This window comes from Parafrigoribacterium soli (genome assembly GCF_040227235.1).
Lineage (GTDB): Bacteria > Actinomycetota > Actinomycetes > Actinomycetales > Microbacteriaceae > Parafrigoribacterium_A > Parafrigoribacterium_A soli.
In genome coordinates, this window is the sequence record NZ_JBELNZ010000003.1 from 164,044 (window position 1) to 183,436 (window position 19,393).

The window sequence follows — 19,393 nt, forward strand, 5'->3', positions numbered from 1 at the left end:
AGTCGAAAGCTACGACACGATTCGCTCGCGAAGCCCGGGCGTCACAACCAGTCCGCCGTCGGGCAGCACCGCGAGCACGTCCGCCGCGTGGCCCTCCACCAGTTCGTCCAGTTCCGTCGCCGGGGCGGCGAGGATCGCCGTGGCCAGCACGTCCGCGGTCACGATGTCGGGCGCGAAGACCGTGACCTGAACGAACCGCGGCTCGGCGCGGCCGCTCGGCCAGACATGGTCGCCGCGCTCGCTCAGGCCGGATGTCGCCACGGCCCGATGCTGCCCGAACAGTTCCAGCGAGGTCAGCATCGCGCCGCGGTCATCCGGGTCGACGACGCCCACCGCCCAGAGCCGGCCGGCGTCGGCCATCCCGTGACAGAGCACGTCGCCCCCGGCGTTGATGCACCAGTCCTCGAGTTCGGCCTCCGCGAGCGCGTGACCCGCGCGTTCGATCGCGAGCGCCTTGACGACGCCGTTCAGGTCCACGACGCCATCCGGACGGTGCGGTGTGAAGGCGCCGTGGGTGGTGCCCCTCCACTCGATCGCGAGCGCGTAGACATCGCGCAGCTCGACGCTCGCGCTGCTGAGGCCGAGCTCGCCGCGGGCGACACGGCTCAGTTCCGACTCCGGGCGGTACAGGCTGAAGCGGTCGTCCAGCATCCGAAAGGCGCGCTCGACGCCGTCGCAGGCGTCGGTCCACCCCGGCCCGTCGTTCGCGCGTGCCGAAACCGACACCACCGTTCCCATCGAGTCGAAGCGAAGGTGCAGCAGCGCCTCCGCCGAGGTATCAGCCAAAGTGTGCACTGTCGAGCGCAGCCTGCAGCGAGGTGAGGTAGCCGTCGGTCGTGAACGTGGCGCCGCTGACGCTGTCGACGTTCGCCGACTGGGCCTTGAGCACCTCGGAGCGGAGGATGGGCGCGGCATCCCGGCTGATGCGCACGGAGCGCCCGCCGTCATCCGTCAGCTTGAGCGCGGTCACGTCGGAGATCGCACCGCCGCGAATCGTCACCGAAACCTTGACCGTGCCGTAGGGGGTGTCGACGAGCGAGCCAGGGTAGGTGCCGTCGGCCGCTCCCGTGGACGCGGGTGCCGACGCCGACGCTGTCGCACCCGCGCTCGACTGCGGCACGGGGGTCGCCGCGGCGCCCGTGGACCTCGGCGTGGTTGACGGCGTCGCGACCGTGGCGGCGTGCTGGGCACCCACCTCCCAGCCGCCCAGGATGACCGCCCCCGAGGCGAGCACCGCGCCGATCACCGCTCGTACTCTCACCAGTCGAACCTTTCAACGTGGATCTGCCCTCGCTCCAGGCCCAGCGTGCGAGCATCCTCGATCACCAGGTCTGTCCAGCGCGCCGGCCCGCACACGTACAGGTCGGAGCGCGCGACATTCGGTGCGTACGAGGCGAGCGTGTAGCCGTTCTGCACCGCGTCAGCGGACTGCCAGGAGTCGACGACCCGGGAGCGGGAACCCTCGACGAGGAACACCGCGACACCCTTGGCCGCGCATACCTCGCGGAGTTCCTGCCACAGATACGGAGGCTGGTCGGCCGCCGCCCGCACGATGACCACCGCCTCTCCTGGCGCGAGATCCGCGTGCTCCACCAGGGCGCGAATGGGCGTGACGCCGATGCCGGCCGCGACCATGACCGCCTGCGGCCGGGTGCGGGCATCCTGGGTGAAGATGCCGTAGGGCCCCTCAATCGAGACCCTCGTGCCGACCGGCAGGGACGTCAGAGCGCCGGAACCCGCGCCCAGTGAGCGCACGGTGATGCGCAGCGTGGACTCGGATGGCACGGCAGACAGCGACAGCGGATGCGCGTGCCACCAGGTCTTCCCGGTCCAGAACCTCCACACCAGGAATTGCCCGCCGGCGGCGCCCAACTCACGAAGGTGCCGCCCGGAAAGTTCGATCGAGACGACACCGTCGGCCACCGGCACGACACGGCGCACACGGAGTGAGTGGCGAAACGAGCGCACGATCGGGAGCAGGAAGCGATAGATCACGAGCAACCCGGCCACGACGCTGTAGAGGCCAAGCCAGTAGACGCGCTGCAGTGAGCCTTCGACGAAGAGGCCGCCGACGCTCAACTGATGCGGGATGGCGACGATCACCGCGGCGTAGGTGAGCAGGTGGATGACGTGCCATACCTCGTAGGGGAACCTGCGCCGCACCGCCACGAGGGAGGACACGATCACAACGATGAGCAGCGCGAATGCCAGGAAGGCGAGGGGCATGTCGGGCAGGGTCGCCCACATCACCCCGAACTCGGCAACCGGGTTCACGCGAGAGGCCATGCCGTAGCCCACGAGCAGCAGTGCGCCGTGCGCGAGCAACAGGTAGAACCCCGGCTTACCAAGCTTTCGGTGCAGCAGCATCGCCTTGTCGTGCCCGAAGGTGCGGTCGATAATCGGCACTCGCGCCGCGAGCACCATCATGATCAGGATCAGGTCGCTGCCGACAAGCCCGCTCAGGATGCCGAGAGACGTGACCGCGTCGGAGGCGGTCGTGAAGGCGGTCGCCATGCTCTGAGACAGAAACAGTGCGATGACGAGGGCCACGGACACCCAGCTGATCACGACCAGCAGGTCGGCACGACGCATGCGCCTCCGGTAGCGCTCGGTCGGCCGTCCCGAGGACGCCGCCTGGCGCGGCCGAGGCGGCGGCGCGAGCTGCTGGATTGACATGGTGAAAGTTGACCACCACGCGCTTCACCCACGCTGCACGAATCCTATGGAATGACTTGGTACGGCGGCTGAAGGCCCGAGAATCGGGCCCCGCCCACTGTGAGATCTCTCATGGAGCGGCCCGACGCGCCCGCGCGAGCTGGATGATCACGCCCGCAGCCGCGCTGACAACGACGATCAGTGCGTAGCCGATCGCGGTCGGCACAAGGTGGAAGATGCCCACGACGGCTCCGGCAATGATGGCCGGCACCCCGAAGGAGAGGTACGACACGACGTAGATCGCCGCGAACAGCTCGCCACGCTGATGCGACTCGGCCAGGGGCGCGATCAACCGCATCTCGCCGGCGAAGGTGATGCCAAACCCCACGCCGGTGACCGCTGTGCCCAGGGCGAGCAGTGCGACCGAGCCGAGCAGGATCGACGCACCGACCGCGCTCACGCCGAGAACGAGGGCGAGCGATCCGACGACGACGACCGGTCGCCCGGCCATCCGGCGACTGACGTAGATGGACGCGACGCCCACGAGCGACAGGACGGCGATGGTGCCTCCGCTGACGAGTCCGCTGCTGAGATCGAAGACATCGCGCAGAATCTGCGGCACAAGCCCCAGGAACAGTCCCCCGGTCATCCACCCGGCGAGGAGCACGGGAATGGCGATGGTGAACTCGGTGCGCGCGCGGGACGGCACCGCCACGTGCGGGAGCAGGCTGCGCACCGCGCCCGGCCGCCGAGTCACGGTTTCGGGGGCGGCCAGCACGAAACCGAGCGCGACGACGAACAGGGCGGCGAGCACCAGGAAGGTGCTGGCGATCGGCCGTGCTTCGGTCTGGATGGAAACACCGGCGAAGATGGCTCCGACGGCCAGACCACCAACTGAGGCGAGGCCGCTCATGGTGGCACCGAGCGCACGATTCTGCGGGGGCGCCAGATCGGTGAGCGCGGCCGAGAACGCCCCCGTCGCGGCTCCCGTGGCGATGCCCTGAAGCGCCCGCGCGAGCACGACCGTCTCGATGTTGGGCGCGAGGGCGAACAGCACCATTGCGAGCGCCTCCAGGATGAGCGCACCGATCAGCACGGGACGTCGCCCGACGTGATCGGAGAGCGAGCCGACCGTGAGCAGAGTGAGGAGCAGCGTGACGGCATAGACGGCGAAAGCGAAGGTCAGAAGCCAGGGGGCGAAGCCCCACTCGCCCTGGTAGACGACGAAGAACGGAGAGGGCGCGGCCGAGGAAGCAAAGAGCACCACGAGGATGACCGAGAAACCGGCGAAGGCCAGTCGCCGCGAGACCGTCCTGCGCTCTGGGCCGCTGCCGACGGAAGCCTCCGTGGGCGAGGGTGCGGGGGACGTCTGTGCGATCGTGTCGTTCATGACACACTCCAAAAGCAGAATCAGTGGCTAAAGCAATAAATGTTGCGTGAGGTACGCTAACCCGATTCTTCCGCTATCGCAACTCTTTTTGCGTTAGCATGGATTCATGCCCGAGAAGACCAGCGTTCCGCGCACCGGCGGGCGAAGCTCGCTCGTTGTCGCGGCCGTGCGCTCGGCCGTCGAGTCCCTCGTCGCGGAACTCGGAGCAGAAAACGTCACCGTCGCACTGATCGCCGATCGCGCCGGCGTGAACGCGACGAGCATCTACCGGCGCTGGGGCGACCTCTCCACCCTCATCAATGAGGTGGCGGCCTATCGGCTCGACCCCGAACGAGCCCTGCCCGATTCTGGATCGTTCGAAGACGACATCCGCGGATGGGCGCACGAGCTCGCGGAGCACTTCGGCAAGCCTGCGAACCGCTCCCTGCTGCGGGCCGGAGCCGCCCTGGCCAACGGCACGAGTGACTGCACCATCAACCGCCGCAAGGAAGCCGCCGTTCTCGTCGAGCGGGTGCATCCGCGGGCGGAAGACGACACGGACGCCAGCGAGGTGGTTCCGACGGCCGATCAGGTGATCAACTACGTGGTCTCACCGATCACCTACCGCGCGATCTTCGCCCCGGAACCGCTCACGCCGCAGGAGGTCGACGGCCTGGTCGACGACCTGTTCCGAGCGGCCGAGCGCACCGATCCCACCGTCTGAGCGGAACGCGGCCTAGCCTCGCCAGCGCTCGGGCGCCTCGCGCAGCAACTCTTCGGCGTCATCCTCGAGCAGCAGGCCGCGACGCACCTCGTCGCGCACTGCGGCGGCGAAGCGGTCGAGATAGCCGGCGCGCGAGCCATAGCGCTCACGCAACTCGGCGATCGGGAACGGGCGCATGCTGCCGACGAGGCGAGCCAGCATCTGCGGGTCGCCGAACGGCATCCACTCCGGCGGCTTCTCCGACTCCTCGGATGCCGTGCTGTGCGGCGCATAGGCGGCCGTCGGCACGGTGAGCCACGGCGTTCGAATGCCGCCGAGCACATTGCCGTCGGCATCTCGCACGAGTTCCTCGGCACCCGCGCGGTGCTCGAAGCGTGCCGCGCGCGGCGGCAGTTCGCCGTTCACCAGCCAGCGCTCCATCGCCTCGAATGCGCCGCGAAGATAGAGATCGAACCGCGCGTCGGAGCGACGCTCCCGCACCTCGAAGGCCGGCCGAATGCCGCCCCGCCGTTCGTACTGCTGCAGGTTGGTCAGCACGCTCGGATGCGCCTCGATGTGCGCCGTCGCACCGACCTCGTACAGGCGATACGGCGATCCGGGCTCGTCGGAGTCCTCGCGGGTCACCCGCTCGTGAGTCTCGGCCTCGGTCTCGCTCAGCACCTCGAACGCGACGGCATCGCGGGGTGCGATGGTGCGACGCCGATCGTTGGCCGGCAACTCGGCATCCTCGGCGGACAGCGGCGGATAGCCCGCCGCACCCGCGCCGCCGGAGGAGATGCCGATGACGTAGCCATCGATGAGCCTGCGCCCGTCGGCGCGCGTCCACCGCTCGTGGAAGCCGTCCTGCAGGGTCACCCTCGTGAAGCTGCCGGTGGCCGACATGCCCGCCAGAATGACGCGGTCCGCGGCGATCGGGCCGAAATCACCTGCGATCGCCGAGCGAATCGCCGCGCCCAGTACGTCGTAGAGCATCCCGTCTTCGGGAATGTCGACCTCGGCGTAGCGCTCGGGGTCGACGAACTCCGCGAGCTGGCGCGCGACGGGCGCGAACACGGTGACGCCCATCCAGCTGTGCCGCCCGCGCAGGATCCACGGGTGAATGGCGTTCCAGACGAGTGCAGAGTCGAGATCCGGATGCAGCGGTTCGACCTGCAGTAGCCCGGAGCTTCGACCGGATGCCGGGCGCCGCACGAGCACCCTGGTGCAGAACGGCAGCTCGGAGCGCACCGGCTCGTGGGACCCGTTGGCGCCGTGGCGCCACACGCTCGCGGTGCCGCGAAGCAGGTATTCTTCCTCCGCGTAGCCGTACCGGGAGAGATCGACGCCCATGTTCAGGGCGGGTAGGAAGGCGGTACCAAAGGGGAGGGAACCCCCGCCGATCGGGATCGGCTCGGAAACGGGTCGCGTCATTGCGTAACCTCTCGGGACGGCTGGGCCTATTGCGTAAGTATCAGCTTAGCTGATACTTTCATCCTCGACGCGGAGCCGCGTCGTTCTGTAATCGCACTCATTGCAAAGGAGCAACATGTCTGCATCACACAGACCCGCGTGGAAAACCGCGCTGGTTGCCGTCACCACCCTGGCGGTCGTCTTCGGCGCCACAGCCTGTTCTTCCAGCCCGTCGAAAACCGGTTCGACCAGCAGCAAGGGCGGAACCCTCACGACGCAGTTCGCCGGCGTACCGATCAGCCTGAACCCGGCCCTCGGCGGCTCCGGCGGAAGCGCCATCTTCACCTCACTACCCTATGACTCGCTCATCTACCAGACCGGTGACGGCAAGCTCATTCCCGACCTCGCGACCAAGTGGGCCCTGTCGGATGGCAACACCAAGCTCACGCTCACCATCCGCAAGGGCGTCACGTTCACCGACGGTGCGAAGCTCGACGCCGCCGCGGTGAAGGCTTCGATCGAATACATGATGAAGGCGGGCGGCGGTGACGCACGCTACGCGGGACCGGTCGACAGTATCGCGACTCCCGATGCCGACACCGTGGTGATCACCTACAAGTCTGCCTATCCGGATGCGCCGTATTACCTCTCGCAGTACTGGGGCGTCGGCCAGATCATCGGTCCGAAGGGCCTCTCAGACCCGAAGAGCCTGCTCACCCAGAGCGACGGCACCGGCCAGTACGCCTACTCCGCCTCCGACTCGGTCTCCGGCTCCTCGTACACCTTCGTGCGCAACAAGAAGTACTTCAACCCGGATGCCCAGCAGTTCGACAAGGTCGTGGTCAAGGTGATCGGCGACCCGAGCGCGGTCTCGTCCGCCGTCACCACGGGCCAGGTCGACTTCGCGGGTGTTTCGCCCACGACGGCGGCCGCGGTGAAGTCCGCCGGACTCAAGCTCGTCACGGCCCCCTTCTTCACCTGGGGCCTCACGCTGGCCGACACCCAGGGCACCCTGAGCCCGGCACTCAAGAACGAGGATGTGCGTCAGGCGATCGGAATGGCCATCGATCGTGACGCACTCGCCTCGGCCCTCAGCGCCGACTACACGCAGGCGAACGGGCAGATGGGCGCCAAGGGCACCGATGGTCACGTCGCGAACTATGGATTCGACTACGACGTCAAGAAGGCCAAGTCGCTGCTCGCCAAGGGCGGCTACCCCGACGGCTTCGAGCTGACGGTGCTGACGGAGAACATCCTCGACAGCCAGACCACGATCTCTCAGGCAATCGCGGGCGACCTCGGCAAGATCGGCATCAAGGTCAACCTGGTCGTGAAGAACTCGGTTCCCGAGTTCATTCAAGGCGCGCTCTCGAAGCAGTTCCCCGCGCTCATCTGGCCGGTCGTCGGCACGAACTCGGCACAGGTCGTGACCAACTTCACCCAGCCGGGCGTCACCAACCCCTTCGGCAACACCTACGCGTCGCTCAACGAGCTCTACACCGCGGCGCAGTCGAGCACGAGTGCGTCCGCACGAACGGCGGCTTACGAGAAGCTGACGAAGGCGGCCAACGACGCCGGAGTGTTCGCTCCGGCGGTATCGACGGAGAACATCTTCGCGATCGGAAAGACGATCACCAACGTGACCGCATCGGCGCTCAATCCGAACCCGATGCCACAGGCGCCTGACGCGAAGTACGCCTGGAAGCGTACGAAGTAGCAGGCAACTCCACCCACCCATCGATGGGGCCCGGCCTTCGCCGGCCGGGCCCTCTGGGAGCACCGCATCCATGGTTCGACTCATCGTCAATCGGCTACTGCTGTCGGTTGTGCTGATCGTGATCTCCTCGATCGCGATCTTCTTCCTCATGTCTCTCGTTCCGGGAGACCCGGCGCGCACGATCCTCGGTGCCAACGCCACGCCCGACTCGATCGAGCGGCTCAGGCAGCAGCTCGGGCTGAACCAGCCGCTGCTGTCGCAGTACGCGTCCTGGCTCGGCGGCGTCTTCCGCGGCGACTTCGGCGAATCCGTGTTCAGCGGCGACCCGGTGCTGAGGCTCATCATCGCTCGCGTGCCCGTGACGCTCTCGCTCATGCTGCTGTCGACGCTCGTCATCGCGGTGCTCGGCACCGGCCTCGGCCTCCTGAGCGCGGTGCGCGGCGGAGTGCTCGGCACGTTTCTCGACGCCATTTCCCTCGTCGGCCTCGCGCTGCCCAGCTACTGGGTCGCCATCCTCCTGGTCGCCCTGTTCGCGGTCGCCATCCGAATCTTCCCCGCCACTGGCTACACCCAGCTGGGTGATAACCCCGGCGGTTGGCTCCTGTCGCTCATCCTCCCCGTCGCGGCGCTTTCGCTCGGCGGAGTCACCATCGTGGCCAAGCAGATGCGCGACTCCGCGATGGATGTGCTCGCTCGCGACTACATTCGCGTCCTGCGCGCCACCGGCGTTCGCGAGCGTTCGATCGTGCTGAAGCACGTGCTGCGCAACGCATCCCTCCCGTCCCTGACCGTGCTCGGGCTCACCGTTGTCGGCGCGCTCACCGGCGCGGTCTTCGTCGAGAACGTCTTCGTACTGCCCGGGCTCGGCACCATGGTCACCCAGGCGACCACGTCACACGACCTGCCGGTGGTGCTCGGCGTCGGCGTCTTCTTCACCCTGTTCGTGATCATCGTCAACCTGGTGATCGACGTGCTCTACGGAGTACTCAATCCGAAGGTGCGCGTGCGATGAGCCGCAACAGTGGAACGCGGGCGATGTCGGCCGGACTCGTGCAGCGGGTGCTGCGCAAGCCGCTCGGTGTGATCTCAGGCATCGTCGTCATCCTGATCGTCGGCAGCTCGGTCGCGGCACGCTGGATCGCCCCGCACGACCCGCTGGCGCAGAACCTCCGCATCGTCAAGCAGGGTCCGAGCGCGGCGCACCTGCTCGGCACCGACTCGCTCGGGCGCGACGTGCTCAGCCGGCTGCTGTTCGGCGGGCAGGAGTCTCTCAGCGGCGTGCTCGTCGCCGTCGTGTCGATGCTCATCATCGCCATCCCGCTCGGCATTCTCGCCGGTTACGTCGGCGGCATCACCGACCGCATCATCCTGCACGTCGTCGACGTGCTGCTCTCGATCCCCGGCACGATCATCACCCTCGCGGTACTCGCGATCTTCGACAACAGCATGTTCGTGGCGATGGTGAGCGTCGGTGTGCTCGCGAGCGGGGCATTCATCCGCGTGTTCCGCAGCGCCGCGCTGTCCGTGCGGCAGGAGCTCTACATCGGGGCCGCGAGGGTCTCCGGGCTCGGGCAGGTGCGCATCATGGCCGCGCACGTTCTGCCGCAGATTCGAGGCGTGCTGCTCGTGCAGGTGACGCTGTTCTCTGCCGCGACCCTCGGCATCCAGACCGGTCTCGCCTTCCTGGCCTTCGGGCCGCCGCCGCCAGCACCAACCTGGGGCGGCATGGTCGCCGAGGCGGCCACGCTCATCCAGACCGACCCGTGGCTACTGGTGCCGACCGGTGGCATCATCGCCATCACCACGCTCGCGCTGTGTCTCCTCGGAGATGCGCTGCGCGACGCGAACCAGGAGCGCTTCACGCTCGCGGGTCTCGCGACGGCGACGCGCACGCGAACCGACAGCTCGCCTCGCGGAACGGCCTCCGCGGTGACCGCAGCGGTCGTGACGGCCGACGCACTGACCGAGACGGATGCCATCCCCGCGGTCACCGGTGCGGACCCGGACGAGGAGGCGGCGCTTCCGGCCGCACCGGGCGCCGTGCTGTCCGTTCGAGGGCTGACCGTTGGGTTCGGGGCGCCGGGCCGCGAGACCATCGCCATCCAGCGCGCCGACTTCGACGTGCTCCCCGGCGAGATCGTCGGACTCGTCGGAGAGTCGGGGAGCGGCAAGACGGTCACGGCGCTGGCGCTGCTCGGACTGTTCGGCAGCAACGGGCGTATCACCGGGGGCTCCATTCGTCTGGCCGGCGAGGAACTGGTCGGGATGTCTGCCGGGCGACTGCGCGAGGTGCGCGGCGCACGGATCGCCATGATCTCGCAGGAGCCGATGGTGGCGCTCGACCCGTCTTTCCGGGTGGGCTCGCAGATCGCCGAGGCGGTGCGCGCTCACGAGCGAGTCAGCCGCGCCGGTGCCCGAGCGCGCACCGCGGAGCTGCTCGAGGCCGTGCGCCTCGACCCCGCGGTCGCATCCCGCTATCCGCACGAGATCTCCGGCGGCATGGCGCAGCGCGTCGCCATCGCCATGGCCCTCGCCGGCCGGCCCGAGGTGCTCATCGCCGACGAACCGACGACCGCGCTCGACGTGACCGTGCAGGCCGACATCCTCGACCTGCTGCGCAGCCTGCAGGAGCAGACCGGCATGGCCGTCATCCTGGTCAGCCACGACTGGGGTGTGGTCGCCGACCTCTGCAGCCGCGCGATCGTGATGTACGCGGGCGAAGTGGTGGAGCGCGCGACTGTCGCCGAGCTGTTCGCGGCTCCGCGGCATCCGTACACGACGGCCCTGTTGCGCTCGAACCCGCACGGCGCCGAGCCCGGCAAGCCGCTGCCGACGATCGGTGGTTCGGTTCCGCCGCCGCACCAGTGGCCGGTCGGCTGCCATTTCGCCGCACGCTGCCCGCTGGCCTCGGTCGACTGCCTGCCCGCACCCATCCCCATGGTGCACCTCGACGACGATCGCGCCAGCCGCTGCATCCACATCGACGAACTCGAGGCGGTGCAATCGTGACCGACACGCAGCCCATCCTCAAGGTGACCGACCTCGTCGTCGATCACGGCACCGGACGTCGCCGCAAGCGGGCCGTCGACGGCGTGAGCTTCAGCATCCCGGCCGGCACCACCATGGGACTCGTCGGCGAGTCCGGTTCCGGCAAGACCACCACGGGCATGGCGATTCTCGGGATGCTGCCGATCACGAGCGGCCGCGTGCTGTTCGAGGGTCGCGACATCTCGCGGATGTCCCGCGGCGAGCGCCGAGCGCTCGGTGCCGAGCGACAGGTGATCTTCCAGGACCCGTACAGCTCGCTCGACCCGAGCAAGACCATCGGCTATACGCTCGCCGAGCCGTGTCGCATCGTGCCGCGGGGCCAGCGGATGACCACGGCCGAGATCACGGAACGCGGCGCGATGCTGCTCCAGCGCGTCGGTCTCAGCGAGGACGCGGCACACCGCTACCCCGCTCAGTTCTCGGGCGGGCAGCGCCAGCGCATCGCCATCGCCCGCTCCCTCATGCTCTCGCCGCGACTCATCGTCTGCGATGAACCGGTCAGTGCGCTCGATCTCTCCGTGCAGGCCGAGGTGCTCAACCTGCTGTCTGAACTGCAGCGCGACCTCGGGCTCAGCCTGCTGTTCGTCTCGCACGACCTCTCGGTCGTTCGCCACATCTCGCACTCGATCGCGGTTCTGCAGGCGGGCCGCATCGTCGAACTCGGATCGGCCGAGCAGGTCTACGAACGACCGCGCGAGGACTACACCCGGTCGCTGCTCGCAGCAGCGCCGGTTCCAGACCCCGCCGAGCAGCGCGCTCGGCGAGAAGAACGTCAGCGTCGCCGCAACGAGGGGGAGCAATGAGTGTGATGAACGTCGGAGACGGTGAGCTCTGGTACGAGGAGTTCGGTTCGGGCGACGAGGTCGTGTTGTCCTCGGCGATGGGATTCGCGGCCGGCACGTATCCCGAGCTTCTCGCCGAAGAACCCACGTCGTACCACGTGTACACGATTCAGGCGCGAGGCTTCGGGCGGTCAACGCATCCGGCCACCCCGCCGACGAGCTGGCTCGACACCTGGGCGGATGACGTGTGCGCCTTCGCAGACGGGCTGGGCGTCGACCGCTTCATCTACACCGGCATCTCGCACGGCGGCGGAATCGGCTGGCACATCGCCCGCAGAAACCCCGAGCGGCTCAAGGCCCTGATCTCGGTCGTCGGAACTCCGCACGACCGCGAGGGTGGCACGGCATCATCCGAGGGACGTCGTCGCTTCATCGAGCAGCGCAAGAACCCCGAGTTCGTCACCGGCATGCTCGAGCACATGGCGGGCTGGACCGACGACCCCGAGATCATCGAGTCCCGGCGGGTGCGCTTCGCCGCCGCCGCCGAGGAGGCCGCCCTTCGACCCGATGACGAGGCCGAGATCAACCAGGGCAAACCATTCCCCGAGGCCACCACCGACGAGGCGCTCGCGGCGGTCTATCGCGGCATCCGGGTGCCCGTGTTGATTCTTGCCGCCATGCGCGACGGGGTGATCTCGCCCCAGTCGGCGCTGCGGGCGGCCGTGAACGTGCGAGGCGCCAAGGCGGTGCTGTTCGAGGACAGCGGCCACATGATGGGCGAAGAGGCGCCCGAGCGCCTCGCACGCGAGGTTCGCGTCTTCGTCGACGAGCTCAACGGCGTCGCACAGCCCCCGAGGCGCTCATGACGGATGTCGCCACCCGCCCCGTGCGCATAGCGGCGGTGGGCGACCTGATCGTCGATCGCCCCGACCCGGACTCCTTCTTTGCTGCTGCCGCGCCGCTGCTGCGCGCCGCCGATGTCACCATCGGCCAGCTCGAGGTGCCGCACGCCACCACGCGCACCGTCGCGACCGTGGACGTGCCGGCACCGCCGGCCGATCCGGCGCACCTCGCCGTCATCGCCAGCGCCGGCTTCGACGTGCTCACTCTCGCCGGCAACCACATCGGTGACGCCGGCGGCGAGGGCATCGCCGAGACGATCGCCGCCGCGAGGGATGCGGGCATCGCGACCACCGGCGCCGGGGCCGACCTCGCGGCGGCGAGCGAACCCGTGATCCTGTCGCGAGGCGCACACACGATCGGCGTGCTCTCCTTCAACTGCGTCGGTCCGAGCGACAGCTGGGCGACCAGCCGCCGGCCCGGCGGCGCCTACGTGCGCGTCTACTCGCACTACGAGGCCATCGGCGCGAACCCGGGAGGACCGCCGAGCGTGCACACCTTCGCCGACCCCGCCTCCCTGGCCGAGATGCGCGCTCGGATTTCCGCGGTTGCCGAGCAGGTCGACGTGCTCGTCGTCGCCCTGCACAAGGGACTCGTGCACGTGCCAGCGGAGCTGGCCGCCTACGAGACCGAGATCGCGCACGCCGCCGTCGATGCCGGCGCCACCATGGTGATCGGGCATCACGCCCACATCATGCGCGGTGTCGAGTTCTATCGCGGCAGGGCGATCTTTCACGGGCTGGGCAATTTCGTCACCGTCACCGACGCCCTCACGCCCGCTGCCGCCGGAGTGGACGAGCAGCGCCGCTGGGCCGAACGCCGCCGCAAGCTCTTCGGCTTCGAACCCGACCCCGCCCTGCCCAGCTGGTATCCGTTCCACCCCGAGAGCCGCAACACGGCCATCGCCGTGCTCGACATCTCGGTGGCCGCCGAACCGGCCTGGGGCATCATCCCGTGCTGGATCGACGAAGGCGCGCGGCCCGTGCCGCACGGCAACGACGAGCGCGGCCACGACGTCATCGACTACATCCGGCACATCAGCGCCGAGGAGGGGTTCGACACCGAGTTCGCCTGGGAGGGCGACGAGGTGCGCATCCATCCGTCACAGAAACAAGGAGACACCGAATGAACGACACCGTACGACCGCTGACCGGGAAGACGGTGCTCGACCTCACGACAGCCCTCTCCGGGCCCTACGCCACACTGCTTCTCGCCGGGCTCGGTGCAAGGGTGATCAAGATCGAGAACCCCATGCTCGGCGGTGACTCGTCGCGCAACAATGCGCCGTACTACAGCGACCACGGCCTCGAGGCCAGGCGCACGAGCGACCAGGACATGTCGGTGTCGATGATGCTGCGCGGTCGCAACAAGGAGAGCATGACGCTCAACCTCAAGACGCCCGAGGGCAAGAGGGTCTTCCTCGAGCTCGCCAAGACCGCGGATGTCGTGGTCGAGAACTTCAGCGCCGGCGTCACCAAGCGGCTCGGCGTCGACTTCGAGACCCTGCACGAGGTCAATCCGCGTCTGGTCTATGCCTCGATCAGCGGTTTCGGCGCGCAGGGTGGCCCCGGCAGCGGCAAGGCGATGGACACGATCATCCAGGCCCTCAGCGGCACGATGCTCACGGCGGGCAGCCCCGGCGAACCGCCGGTGCGATTCGGTCTGCCGATCGCGGACATGGTCGCGCCACTGTTCGGCGTGATCGGTGTGCTCGCGGCGGTTCTCGAGAGTGAGCGCAGCGGCCAGGGTCAGCACGTCGACGTCTCGATGCTCGGGACCCTGACCTCGCTCGTCGCCTGCGAACCATTCGACGCCTTCGAGACCATCGGGATGCCGCTGCGCACGGGCTCGTATGTCCCGAGGCTCGCACCGTTCGGCGTCTTCGCGACGCAGGACGGCTGGTTCGCGCTCTGCGGCCCCACGGATGCCTTCAGTTCCGGCGTCATGAAGGCGCTCGGAGTTCCCGAGATGGCGGATGACGAGCGCTTCTCCCGCCGCGACAACCGCGTGCACAACGCCGACGAGCTGCACGCGATGATCGCGAGCTGGGCGCAGCACCTCACCTCCGCCGAGGCCGTGCGTAGGCTCGAGGAATTCGGGGTGCCCGCGGCGCCGGTGCGCGACACGGGCGAGGCCGTGCGCGACCCGCTGGTGCTGAGCCGCGGCGAGGTCGAGCAGCTGAGCCACCCCGTCTTCGGCCCGGCCAAGGAGCTCTACGGCTCCGGTGTGCCGATCATCTTCTCGGGCAGCAGCACGTCGCTCGACCGTCCGGCACCGTGGCTCGGCGAGCACACCGAGTCCGTGCTCCACGAACTCCTCGGCTACGACGACGAGCGCATTGCAGCTCTGAGAGACGCCGGCGCCCTGTGACGGCGCGACTCGCGGGGGCCGTGCGCGACGCGCGGTCCGGGGCGGCCGCGGTCGCGGCATCCGGTCGGCCCGTCATTGGCATAGTGGGGCGCGACGTGCCCTCGCTGCTCATCGCCGCAGCCGGCGCGCATTCGTTTCGCATCGCCCCAGTCGAATGCCCCACCGAGGATGCGCACGCGATCATGGGCCGCGCGATCGATCGCGCGGCCACGCTCGTGCTCGCTGCGGTGCTCTCGGGGGAGCTCGACTTTCTCTCCGGCCTCTTCATCTCCCGCGACAGCGACGCCTCGGTGCGTCTCTACTACACGCTGCAGGAGCTCCGTCGCCGAGGCCGCATCGGCCTGCCGGTGCAGCTCGTGGACCAGGTTCACCAGCACAGGGAGAGCACCATCACGTTCAACATCACGCAGCTGGCGCGGATGTGGGACACCGTCGAGCGCTGGGCATCGACCTCCATCACGGCCGACGCGCTGCGGAGCGCCCACGCCAATCTCTCGGTCGTGCGCGCCGAGCTCGAACGCATGCGCACGCACCGCCGGGCCGCCCGATTCAGTGGCACGGCCGCACTGCACGGCTACCGGATCGCGGCTTCGTTGCCCCCGGCCCAGGTGGTAGGGCTGCTTCGGGATGCGATGGCCGAGGCGAGGGACGGCGCGGCCCCGGGAGAGTTTCCCGTCTTCCTCACCGGCAGCGCCCCGCTCGGAGACGAGCTCTACCGCGCGATCGAAGCCGCGGGCGCGACCGTCGTCGGCGAGGATCACGACTGGGGCGACCCCCTCCTGAGCGACGTGCTGCCGTCCAGGCTCGACGAGAACCGGGACGCGCTGCTTCGGGAACTGGTGCTCGCCCGCCTGGGCGGGGCACCCGCATCCGCGTCATCGACCATGGCGGCACGAGCGCAGGCGACGCGAGAGGGCATCTTCGCCTCCGGCGCCCGCGGGCTGCTGAGCGTGGTGCGTCCGCATGATGAGGCGCCGGCATGGGACTGGCGGCTGCAGAGCAGGCTCGCTGGAGTGCCCGCGGTGATGCTGCGCGGCGATGCGGCCGAGGATGAAGCGCAGATCGTGACCGCTGTCGAGTCGCTGCGAGCGGCATCATGACCCGGCTCGAGTCCACGACGGCCGCGCTGGCACACCAGCGCGAGTGGTTCGCGGCTCTGCAGGCATCCGTCGCCGAGGGCGAGATCTTCGCCCTGGTGAACGCGGATGCACCGCAGGAGATCCTGCGCGCCATGGACATCCCCTACGTCGTCAACCAGTGGTGGGCATCCATCGTCACCGCCAAGCAGGCCGCGACCGCGAGCCTCGAAGTCGTGGCCAGAAGCGGCTACCCCGACGACAGCAGGCAGTACGACGTGCTCGCGCTCGGATCCCGCGGTCTCCACCCGGAGGACGCGCCGTGGGGCGGCCTGCCGAAGCCGGACTTCGTGATCGCGGAACTCAGCGGCGACGCCACCGGCAAGGTCTTCGAGGCCTGGACGGATGACCCGTCGATCGGGTACTTCGCCTACGAGCGCACCGCGGCCGAGTCACCTGACGGCGACTGGTGGGAGCTCGCACCGCGCGAGTGGACGCGTGTCTTCGGGGCAGACAGGATCGCCCTCATGGCGGCCGAGAACCGCCTGCTCATCGAGTTCCTCGAAGAACGCACGGGTCGCACCTTCGAGCTCGACAAGCTCGAACGGGTCATGCGGCTCATCAACGAGCAGGAGGAGTACAACCGGCAGACGCGCGACCTCATCGCCGCCGCCCGACCGACGCCCGTGCGGGTCTCAGACACGATTCCGGCGGTCATGATTCCGCAGTGGCACCGGGGCAGCGAGTGGGGCCGGGATGCCGCACTCGCCCTCCGCGACGAGGTTGCGGCCATGATCGGTGCGGGTTCCACGGTCGCACCCGAGGAACGCACGCGGCTCATGTGGGTGGGGCGCGGACTGTGGAGCGACACCGCGATGTACCGCCGCTTTGAGGAGGAGTTCGGCGCGGTCTTCGTCTGGTCGATGTACCTTGCCATCGCCGCGGACGGCTACATCCGCTACGGCGACGACGCGATCGAGACGCTCGCCGCCCGCTTCGTCGGCATCACCGACCTGCTCTACGCGCCTCCGCTCGCGCCGGAATGGTACGTGAAGGAGGCCAAGGGCCACGGGGTCGACGGGGTCGTGCACCTCGTCGCCGACGACGTGCCTGGGGCGTCCTTCATCACTCTCGCGCTGGAGGAGGCGGGCATCCCCGTGCTCGAGATCCGCGCCAGCAACGCCGACCCGCGCACACTGGACCTCGGGGCAGTCGAGCGATCGATCAGCGCCTTCATCACGGACCTGCCGCGGTGACCGCCGACATCCTGCGACCGCCCGGCACCGGCGACGCCGTCACGCTGCTCTACCTCATCAAGCAGGTCGAGCTCGCCATTCGCGCGCGGCTCGAATCGGTGACGCGCGAGGTCGGGCTGACCGTGACGCAGTACACGGCGCTCACCGTGCTCGAGCGCCGCCCGGGCCTCACCTCGGCCGAACTCGCCAAGAACTCCTTCGTGCGGGCCCAGTCGATGTCGACGGTCACGACGGAGCTCTTCGACAGCGGCCTGATCGACCGCACGCGCGACCCCTCGCACCACCAGCGCCAGTTGCTGACCGTCACCGACGCGGGGCAGGAGCTGCTGGGGCGGCTGCGCCCCACCGTCGGGTGGATCGAGGGCCAGATGGTCTCCGCCCTGCCCGACGGCGACATCGAGCAGTTGCGACAGGCGCTGCAGTTCTGCCGCTTCGCGCTCGGCGGCGGCTGGCCGCGCTAGGCGCTACTCGAGATCCGCCTGGGCGGCACGACGATTCTCGCTCGCCCGGCGCTCGTCCTCGACGCTGCCGAAGTAGCCACCCGCGAGCGTCTCGGCGGCTCGCAGCAGGGCGGGCAGGATGAGGTTGCGCTGATCGTCATCGAGGCTCGCCATCACGCGCGCTTCGATGTCTTCGATGCGCTTGGTGCACTCCTCCAGCACGGCACGCCCCGCGGGCGTCAGCACCGTGTTGCGTGTGCGGCCACGCGACGCCTCCCCCGCGCGCACGACAAATCCGCGACGTTCGAGCCCCGCGAGCACCCGATTGGCCGACTGCGGGGTCACGAACATGAGGCGCGCGATCTCGGCGTTGGATCGACCGAGATCGTCGCTGGTCGCCAGGAGCAGGTGGTACTCCGGCACCGTGATGTCGTTGTCGGATGCGACGAGCTCCACAGCACGCTGCAGAGCGCGCGCGAGTCGCTGCGTGATCCACTCCAGTCGACCGACCGCGTCTCGAGGTGCCGTGGCGCGATGCCGACGGGCGACGGTGACGGCGGGGTCGGCGGTCGATTGATCGAGTCGAGCGCCGTTGTCCACCCCCATAATCTACCGTTCTTGTGCGTGCCGACCGGTGCACACCACACTCCCCAGACGCATCACGTCATGGCGTGAGAACGACGCGGCCGACGACCTCGCCGCGGTCCATCATGCGGTGCGCCTCGGTGGCCTGATCGAGCGGCAGGATGGCGTGCACGACGGCGTGCAGTTCGCCTCGCGCGGCCGCCTCGAAGAGCTCGATGCGGGCGGCGACCAGCCGCTCCCGCGCGATCGTGGCGAGGCTGAAGGTCGCGATGGAGCGGGACTGCTGGAACGACTGGAGCAACCGCATCCCGAACTCGGCTGGCGGAAAGCCTGCGACCGCACCGACGAGCACGAGACGGCCGTTGGGGGCCAGCCGATCGACGAACGCGGGCAGCTCGGCGCCACCCACGATGTCGATGATCACATCGAAAAGTGGGCTGGCACCGCTCGCCTCGTCGGAGGGATTTCCGGCGCGATCGAGCACCCGAGTGGCGCCGAAAGCGTGCAACTTCCGCCCACGCTCGGCGGATGACGTGGTCACCGCGACGACGGACGCCCCGCCCCGCACGGCCAGCTCCACCGCTGCGATGCCGATGCTGCCCGCGGCACCGCGCACCAGCACCGACTCACCGGGCGCGAAGTGCGCGTGGGCGAGCGCGAAGTGGGCCACTGGCGCGGCGCTGCCGAGTGTCACGGCATCGATCGAGGAGAGGTTCTCCGGCAGCGGCACGACGTCGTCGAGCGGCGCCGTCGCACACTCCGCGTATCCGCCGGCGATGCCCGTGAACGCCCACACCCGCCGACCGATCCAGGATGCGTCGACGCCGTCGCCCGCGGCAACGATCGTGCCGGCGACCTCGCTACCGGGGACCATGCCCCGGGGATGTTCGGAGCCGAGGGTTCCGCGCCGGATCATCGCGTCGACTCCGCCGACTCCGATCGCCGCGGTGCGCACCAGCACCTGCCCCGCGCCGGGCGTCGGCTCGGGGACGTCGACGAGCGCCATCCCGCTCGGGTCTCCGAACTCCTGAATTGCGATCGCGCGCACTGCGGCCTCCCTCTCGTTGCGGTACTCTCAGACG

18 protein-coding genes are annotated in these 19,393 nt (G+C 68.9%); 11 read left to right on the forward strand and 7 right to left on the reverse strand.

All coding sequences use genetic code 11. The features are described 5' to 3' along the window. Nucleotides 1–9 precede the first annotated feature (9 nt). From ABUA37_RS09020 to ABUA37_RS09035, 4 genes are all read right to left on the reverse strand, one after another. Nucleotides 10–786: an FAD:protein FMN transferase gene (locus tag ABUA37_RS09020; RefSeq protein WP_349898812.1), complete on the reverse strand. Its 777-nt coding sequence runs from the start codon at nucleotides 784–786 to the stop codon at nucleotides 10–12. Then, a complete protein-coding gene (locus ABUA37_RS09025; protein ID WP_349898813.1) occupies nucleotides 779–1,261 on the reverse strand; it encodes an FMN-binding protein in 483 nt (160 codons plus the stop codon). Before ABUA37_RS09025 ends, ABUA37_RS09020 begins: the two co-directional genes overlap by 8 nt. Further along, entirely contained in the window at nucleotides 1,258–2,676 is a 1,419-nt protein-coding gene (locus ABUA37_RS09030; protein ID WP_349898814.1) for a ferredoxin reductase family protein, read from the reverse strand. Before ABUA37_RS09030 ends, ABUA37_RS09025 begins: the two co-directional genes overlap by 4 nt. A gap of 109 nt (nucleotides 2,677–2,785) precedes the next feature. Then, on the reverse strand, nucleotides 2,786–4,045 hold the full coding sequence (locus tag ABUA37_RS09035; protein ID WP_349898815.1) for an MFS transporter: 1,260 nt from the start codon (nucleotides 4,043–4,045) through the stop codon (nucleotides 2,786–2,788). A 106-nt stretch (nucleotides 4,046–4,151) separates the two neighbouring features. Between ABUA37_RS09035 and ABUA37_RS09040 the strand changes: the two genes are divergently transcribed. Then, a complete protein-coding gene (locus ABUA37_RS09040; protein WP_349898816.1) occupies nucleotides 4,152–4,748 on the forward strand; it encodes a TetR/AcrR family transcriptional regulator in 597 nt (198 codons plus the stop codon). A gap of 12 nt (nucleotides 4,749–4,760) precedes the next feature. Here ABUA37_RS09040 and ABUA37_RS09045 read toward each other — a convergent pair whose 3' ends face one another. After that, a complete protein-coding gene (locus ABUA37_RS09045) occupies nucleotides 4,761–6,158 on the reverse strand; it encodes an alpha/beta hydrolase domain-containing protein (protein ID WP_349898817.1) in 1,398 nt (465 codons plus the stop codon). 115 nt (nucleotides 6,159–6,273) lie between these two features. Between ABUA37_RS09045 and ABUA37_RS09050 the strand changes: the two genes are divergently transcribed. The 10 genes from ABUA37_RS09050 to ABUA37_RS09095 all read left to right on the forward strand — a co-directional run bounded on the left by ABUA37_RS09050 (nucleotide 6,274) and on the right by ABUA37_RS09095 (nucleotide 17,747). After that, the gene (locus ABUA37_RS09050) at nucleotides 6,274–7,854 is read left to right on the forward strand and encodes an ABC transporter substrate-binding protein (protein ID WP_349898818.1); all 1,581 of its coding nucleotides are present in this window, start codon (nucleotides 6,274–6,276) and stop codon (nucleotides 7,852–7,854) included. 70 nt (nucleotides 7,855–7,924) lie between these two features. Next, on the forward strand, nucleotides 7,925–8,866 hold the full coding sequence (locus tag ABUA37_RS09055; RefSeq protein ID WP_349898819.1) for an ABC transporter permease: 942 nt from the start codon (nucleotides 7,925–7,927) through the stop codon (nucleotides 8,864–8,866). Further along, the gene (locus tag ABUA37_RS09060) at nucleotides 8,863–10,863 is read left to right on the forward strand and encodes a dipeptide/oligopeptide/nickel ABC transporter permease/ATP-binding protein (protein WP_349898820.1); all 2,001 of its coding nucleotides are present in this window, start codon (nucleotides 8,863–8,865) and stop codon (nucleotides 10,861–10,863) included. The genes ABUA37_RS09055 and ABUA37_RS09060 overlap by 4 nt, the downstream gene beginning before the upstream one ends. Then, a complete protein-coding gene (locus tag ABUA37_RS09065; protein ID WP_349898821.1) occupies nucleotides 10,860–11,705 on the forward strand; it encodes an ATP-binding cassette domain-containing protein in 846 nt (281 codons plus the stop codon). Before ABUA37_RS09060 ends, ABUA37_RS09065 begins: the two co-directional genes overlap by 4 nt. Beyond that, nucleotides 11,702–12,550 carry an alpha/beta fold hydrolase gene (locus ABUA37_RS09070; protein WP_349898822.1) on the forward strand — a complete coding sequence of 283 codons (849 nt, stop codon included), beginning with the start codon at nucleotides 11,702–11,704 and terminating at the stop codon, nucleotides 12,548–12,550. The genes ABUA37_RS09065 and ABUA37_RS09070 overlap by 4 nt, the downstream gene beginning before the upstream one ends. Continuing rightward, on the forward strand, nucleotides 12,547–13,713 hold the full coding sequence (locus tag ABUA37_RS09075) for a CapA family protein (protein ID WP_349898823.1): 1,167 nt from the start codon (nucleotides 12,547–12,549) through the stop codon (nucleotides 13,711–13,713). Before ABUA37_RS09070 ends, ABUA37_RS09075 begins: the two co-directional genes overlap by 4 nt. Continuing rightward, nucleotides 13,710–14,954, forward strand: a complete 1,245-nt coding sequence (locus tag ABUA37_RS09080; RefSeq protein WP_349898824.1) for a CaiB/BaiF CoA transferase family protein — start codon at nucleotides 13,710–13,712, stop codon at nucleotides 14,952–14,954. The genes ABUA37_RS09075 and ABUA37_RS09080 overlap by 4 nt, the downstream gene beginning before the upstream one ends. Next, entirely contained in the window at nucleotides 14,951–16,054 is a 1,104-nt protein-coding gene (locus ABUA37_RS09085; protein ID WP_349898825.1) for a 2-hydroxyacyl-CoA dehydratase family protein, read from the forward strand. Before ABUA37_RS09080 ends, ABUA37_RS09085 begins: the two co-directional genes overlap by 4 nt. After that, entirely contained in the window at nucleotides 16,051–17,286 is a 1,236-nt protein-coding gene (locus ABUA37_RS09090) for a 2-hydroxyacyl-CoA dehydratase family protein (protein WP_349898826.1), read from the forward strand. The genes ABUA37_RS09085 and ABUA37_RS09090 overlap by 4 nt, the downstream gene beginning before the upstream one ends. After that, nucleotides 17,283–17,747 (forward strand): MarR family winged helix-turn-helix transcriptional regulator, encoded by a 465-nt coding sequence (locus tag ABUA37_RS09095; protein ID WP_349898827.1) that lies wholly within the window; start codon nucleotides 17,283–17,285, stop codon nucleotides 17,745–17,747. Before ABUA37_RS09090 ends, ABUA37_RS09095 begins: the two co-directional genes overlap by 4 nt. A 3-nt stretch (nucleotides 17,748–17,750) precedes the next feature. Here ABUA37_RS09095 and ABUA37_RS09100 read toward each other — a convergent pair whose 3' ends face one another. Together ABUA37_RS09100 and ABUA37_RS09105 are read right to left on the reverse strand one after the other, a co-directional pair. Next, complete coding sequence (locus ABUA37_RS09100) at nucleotides 17,751–18,326, reverse strand: MarR family winged helix-turn-helix transcriptional regulator (protein ID WP_349898828.1); 576 nt, start codon at nucleotides 18,324–18,326, stop codon at nucleotides 17,751–17,753. Between the two features lie 64 nt (nucleotides 18,327–18,390). Continuing rightward, nucleotides 18,391–19,359, reverse strand: a complete 969-nt coding sequence (locus ABUA37_RS09105; protein WP_349898829.1) for a zinc-dependent alcohol dehydrogenase family protein — start codon at nucleotides 19,357–19,359, stop codon at nucleotides 18,391–18,393. Between the last annotated feature and the right edge of the window lie 34 nt (nucleotides 19,360–19,393).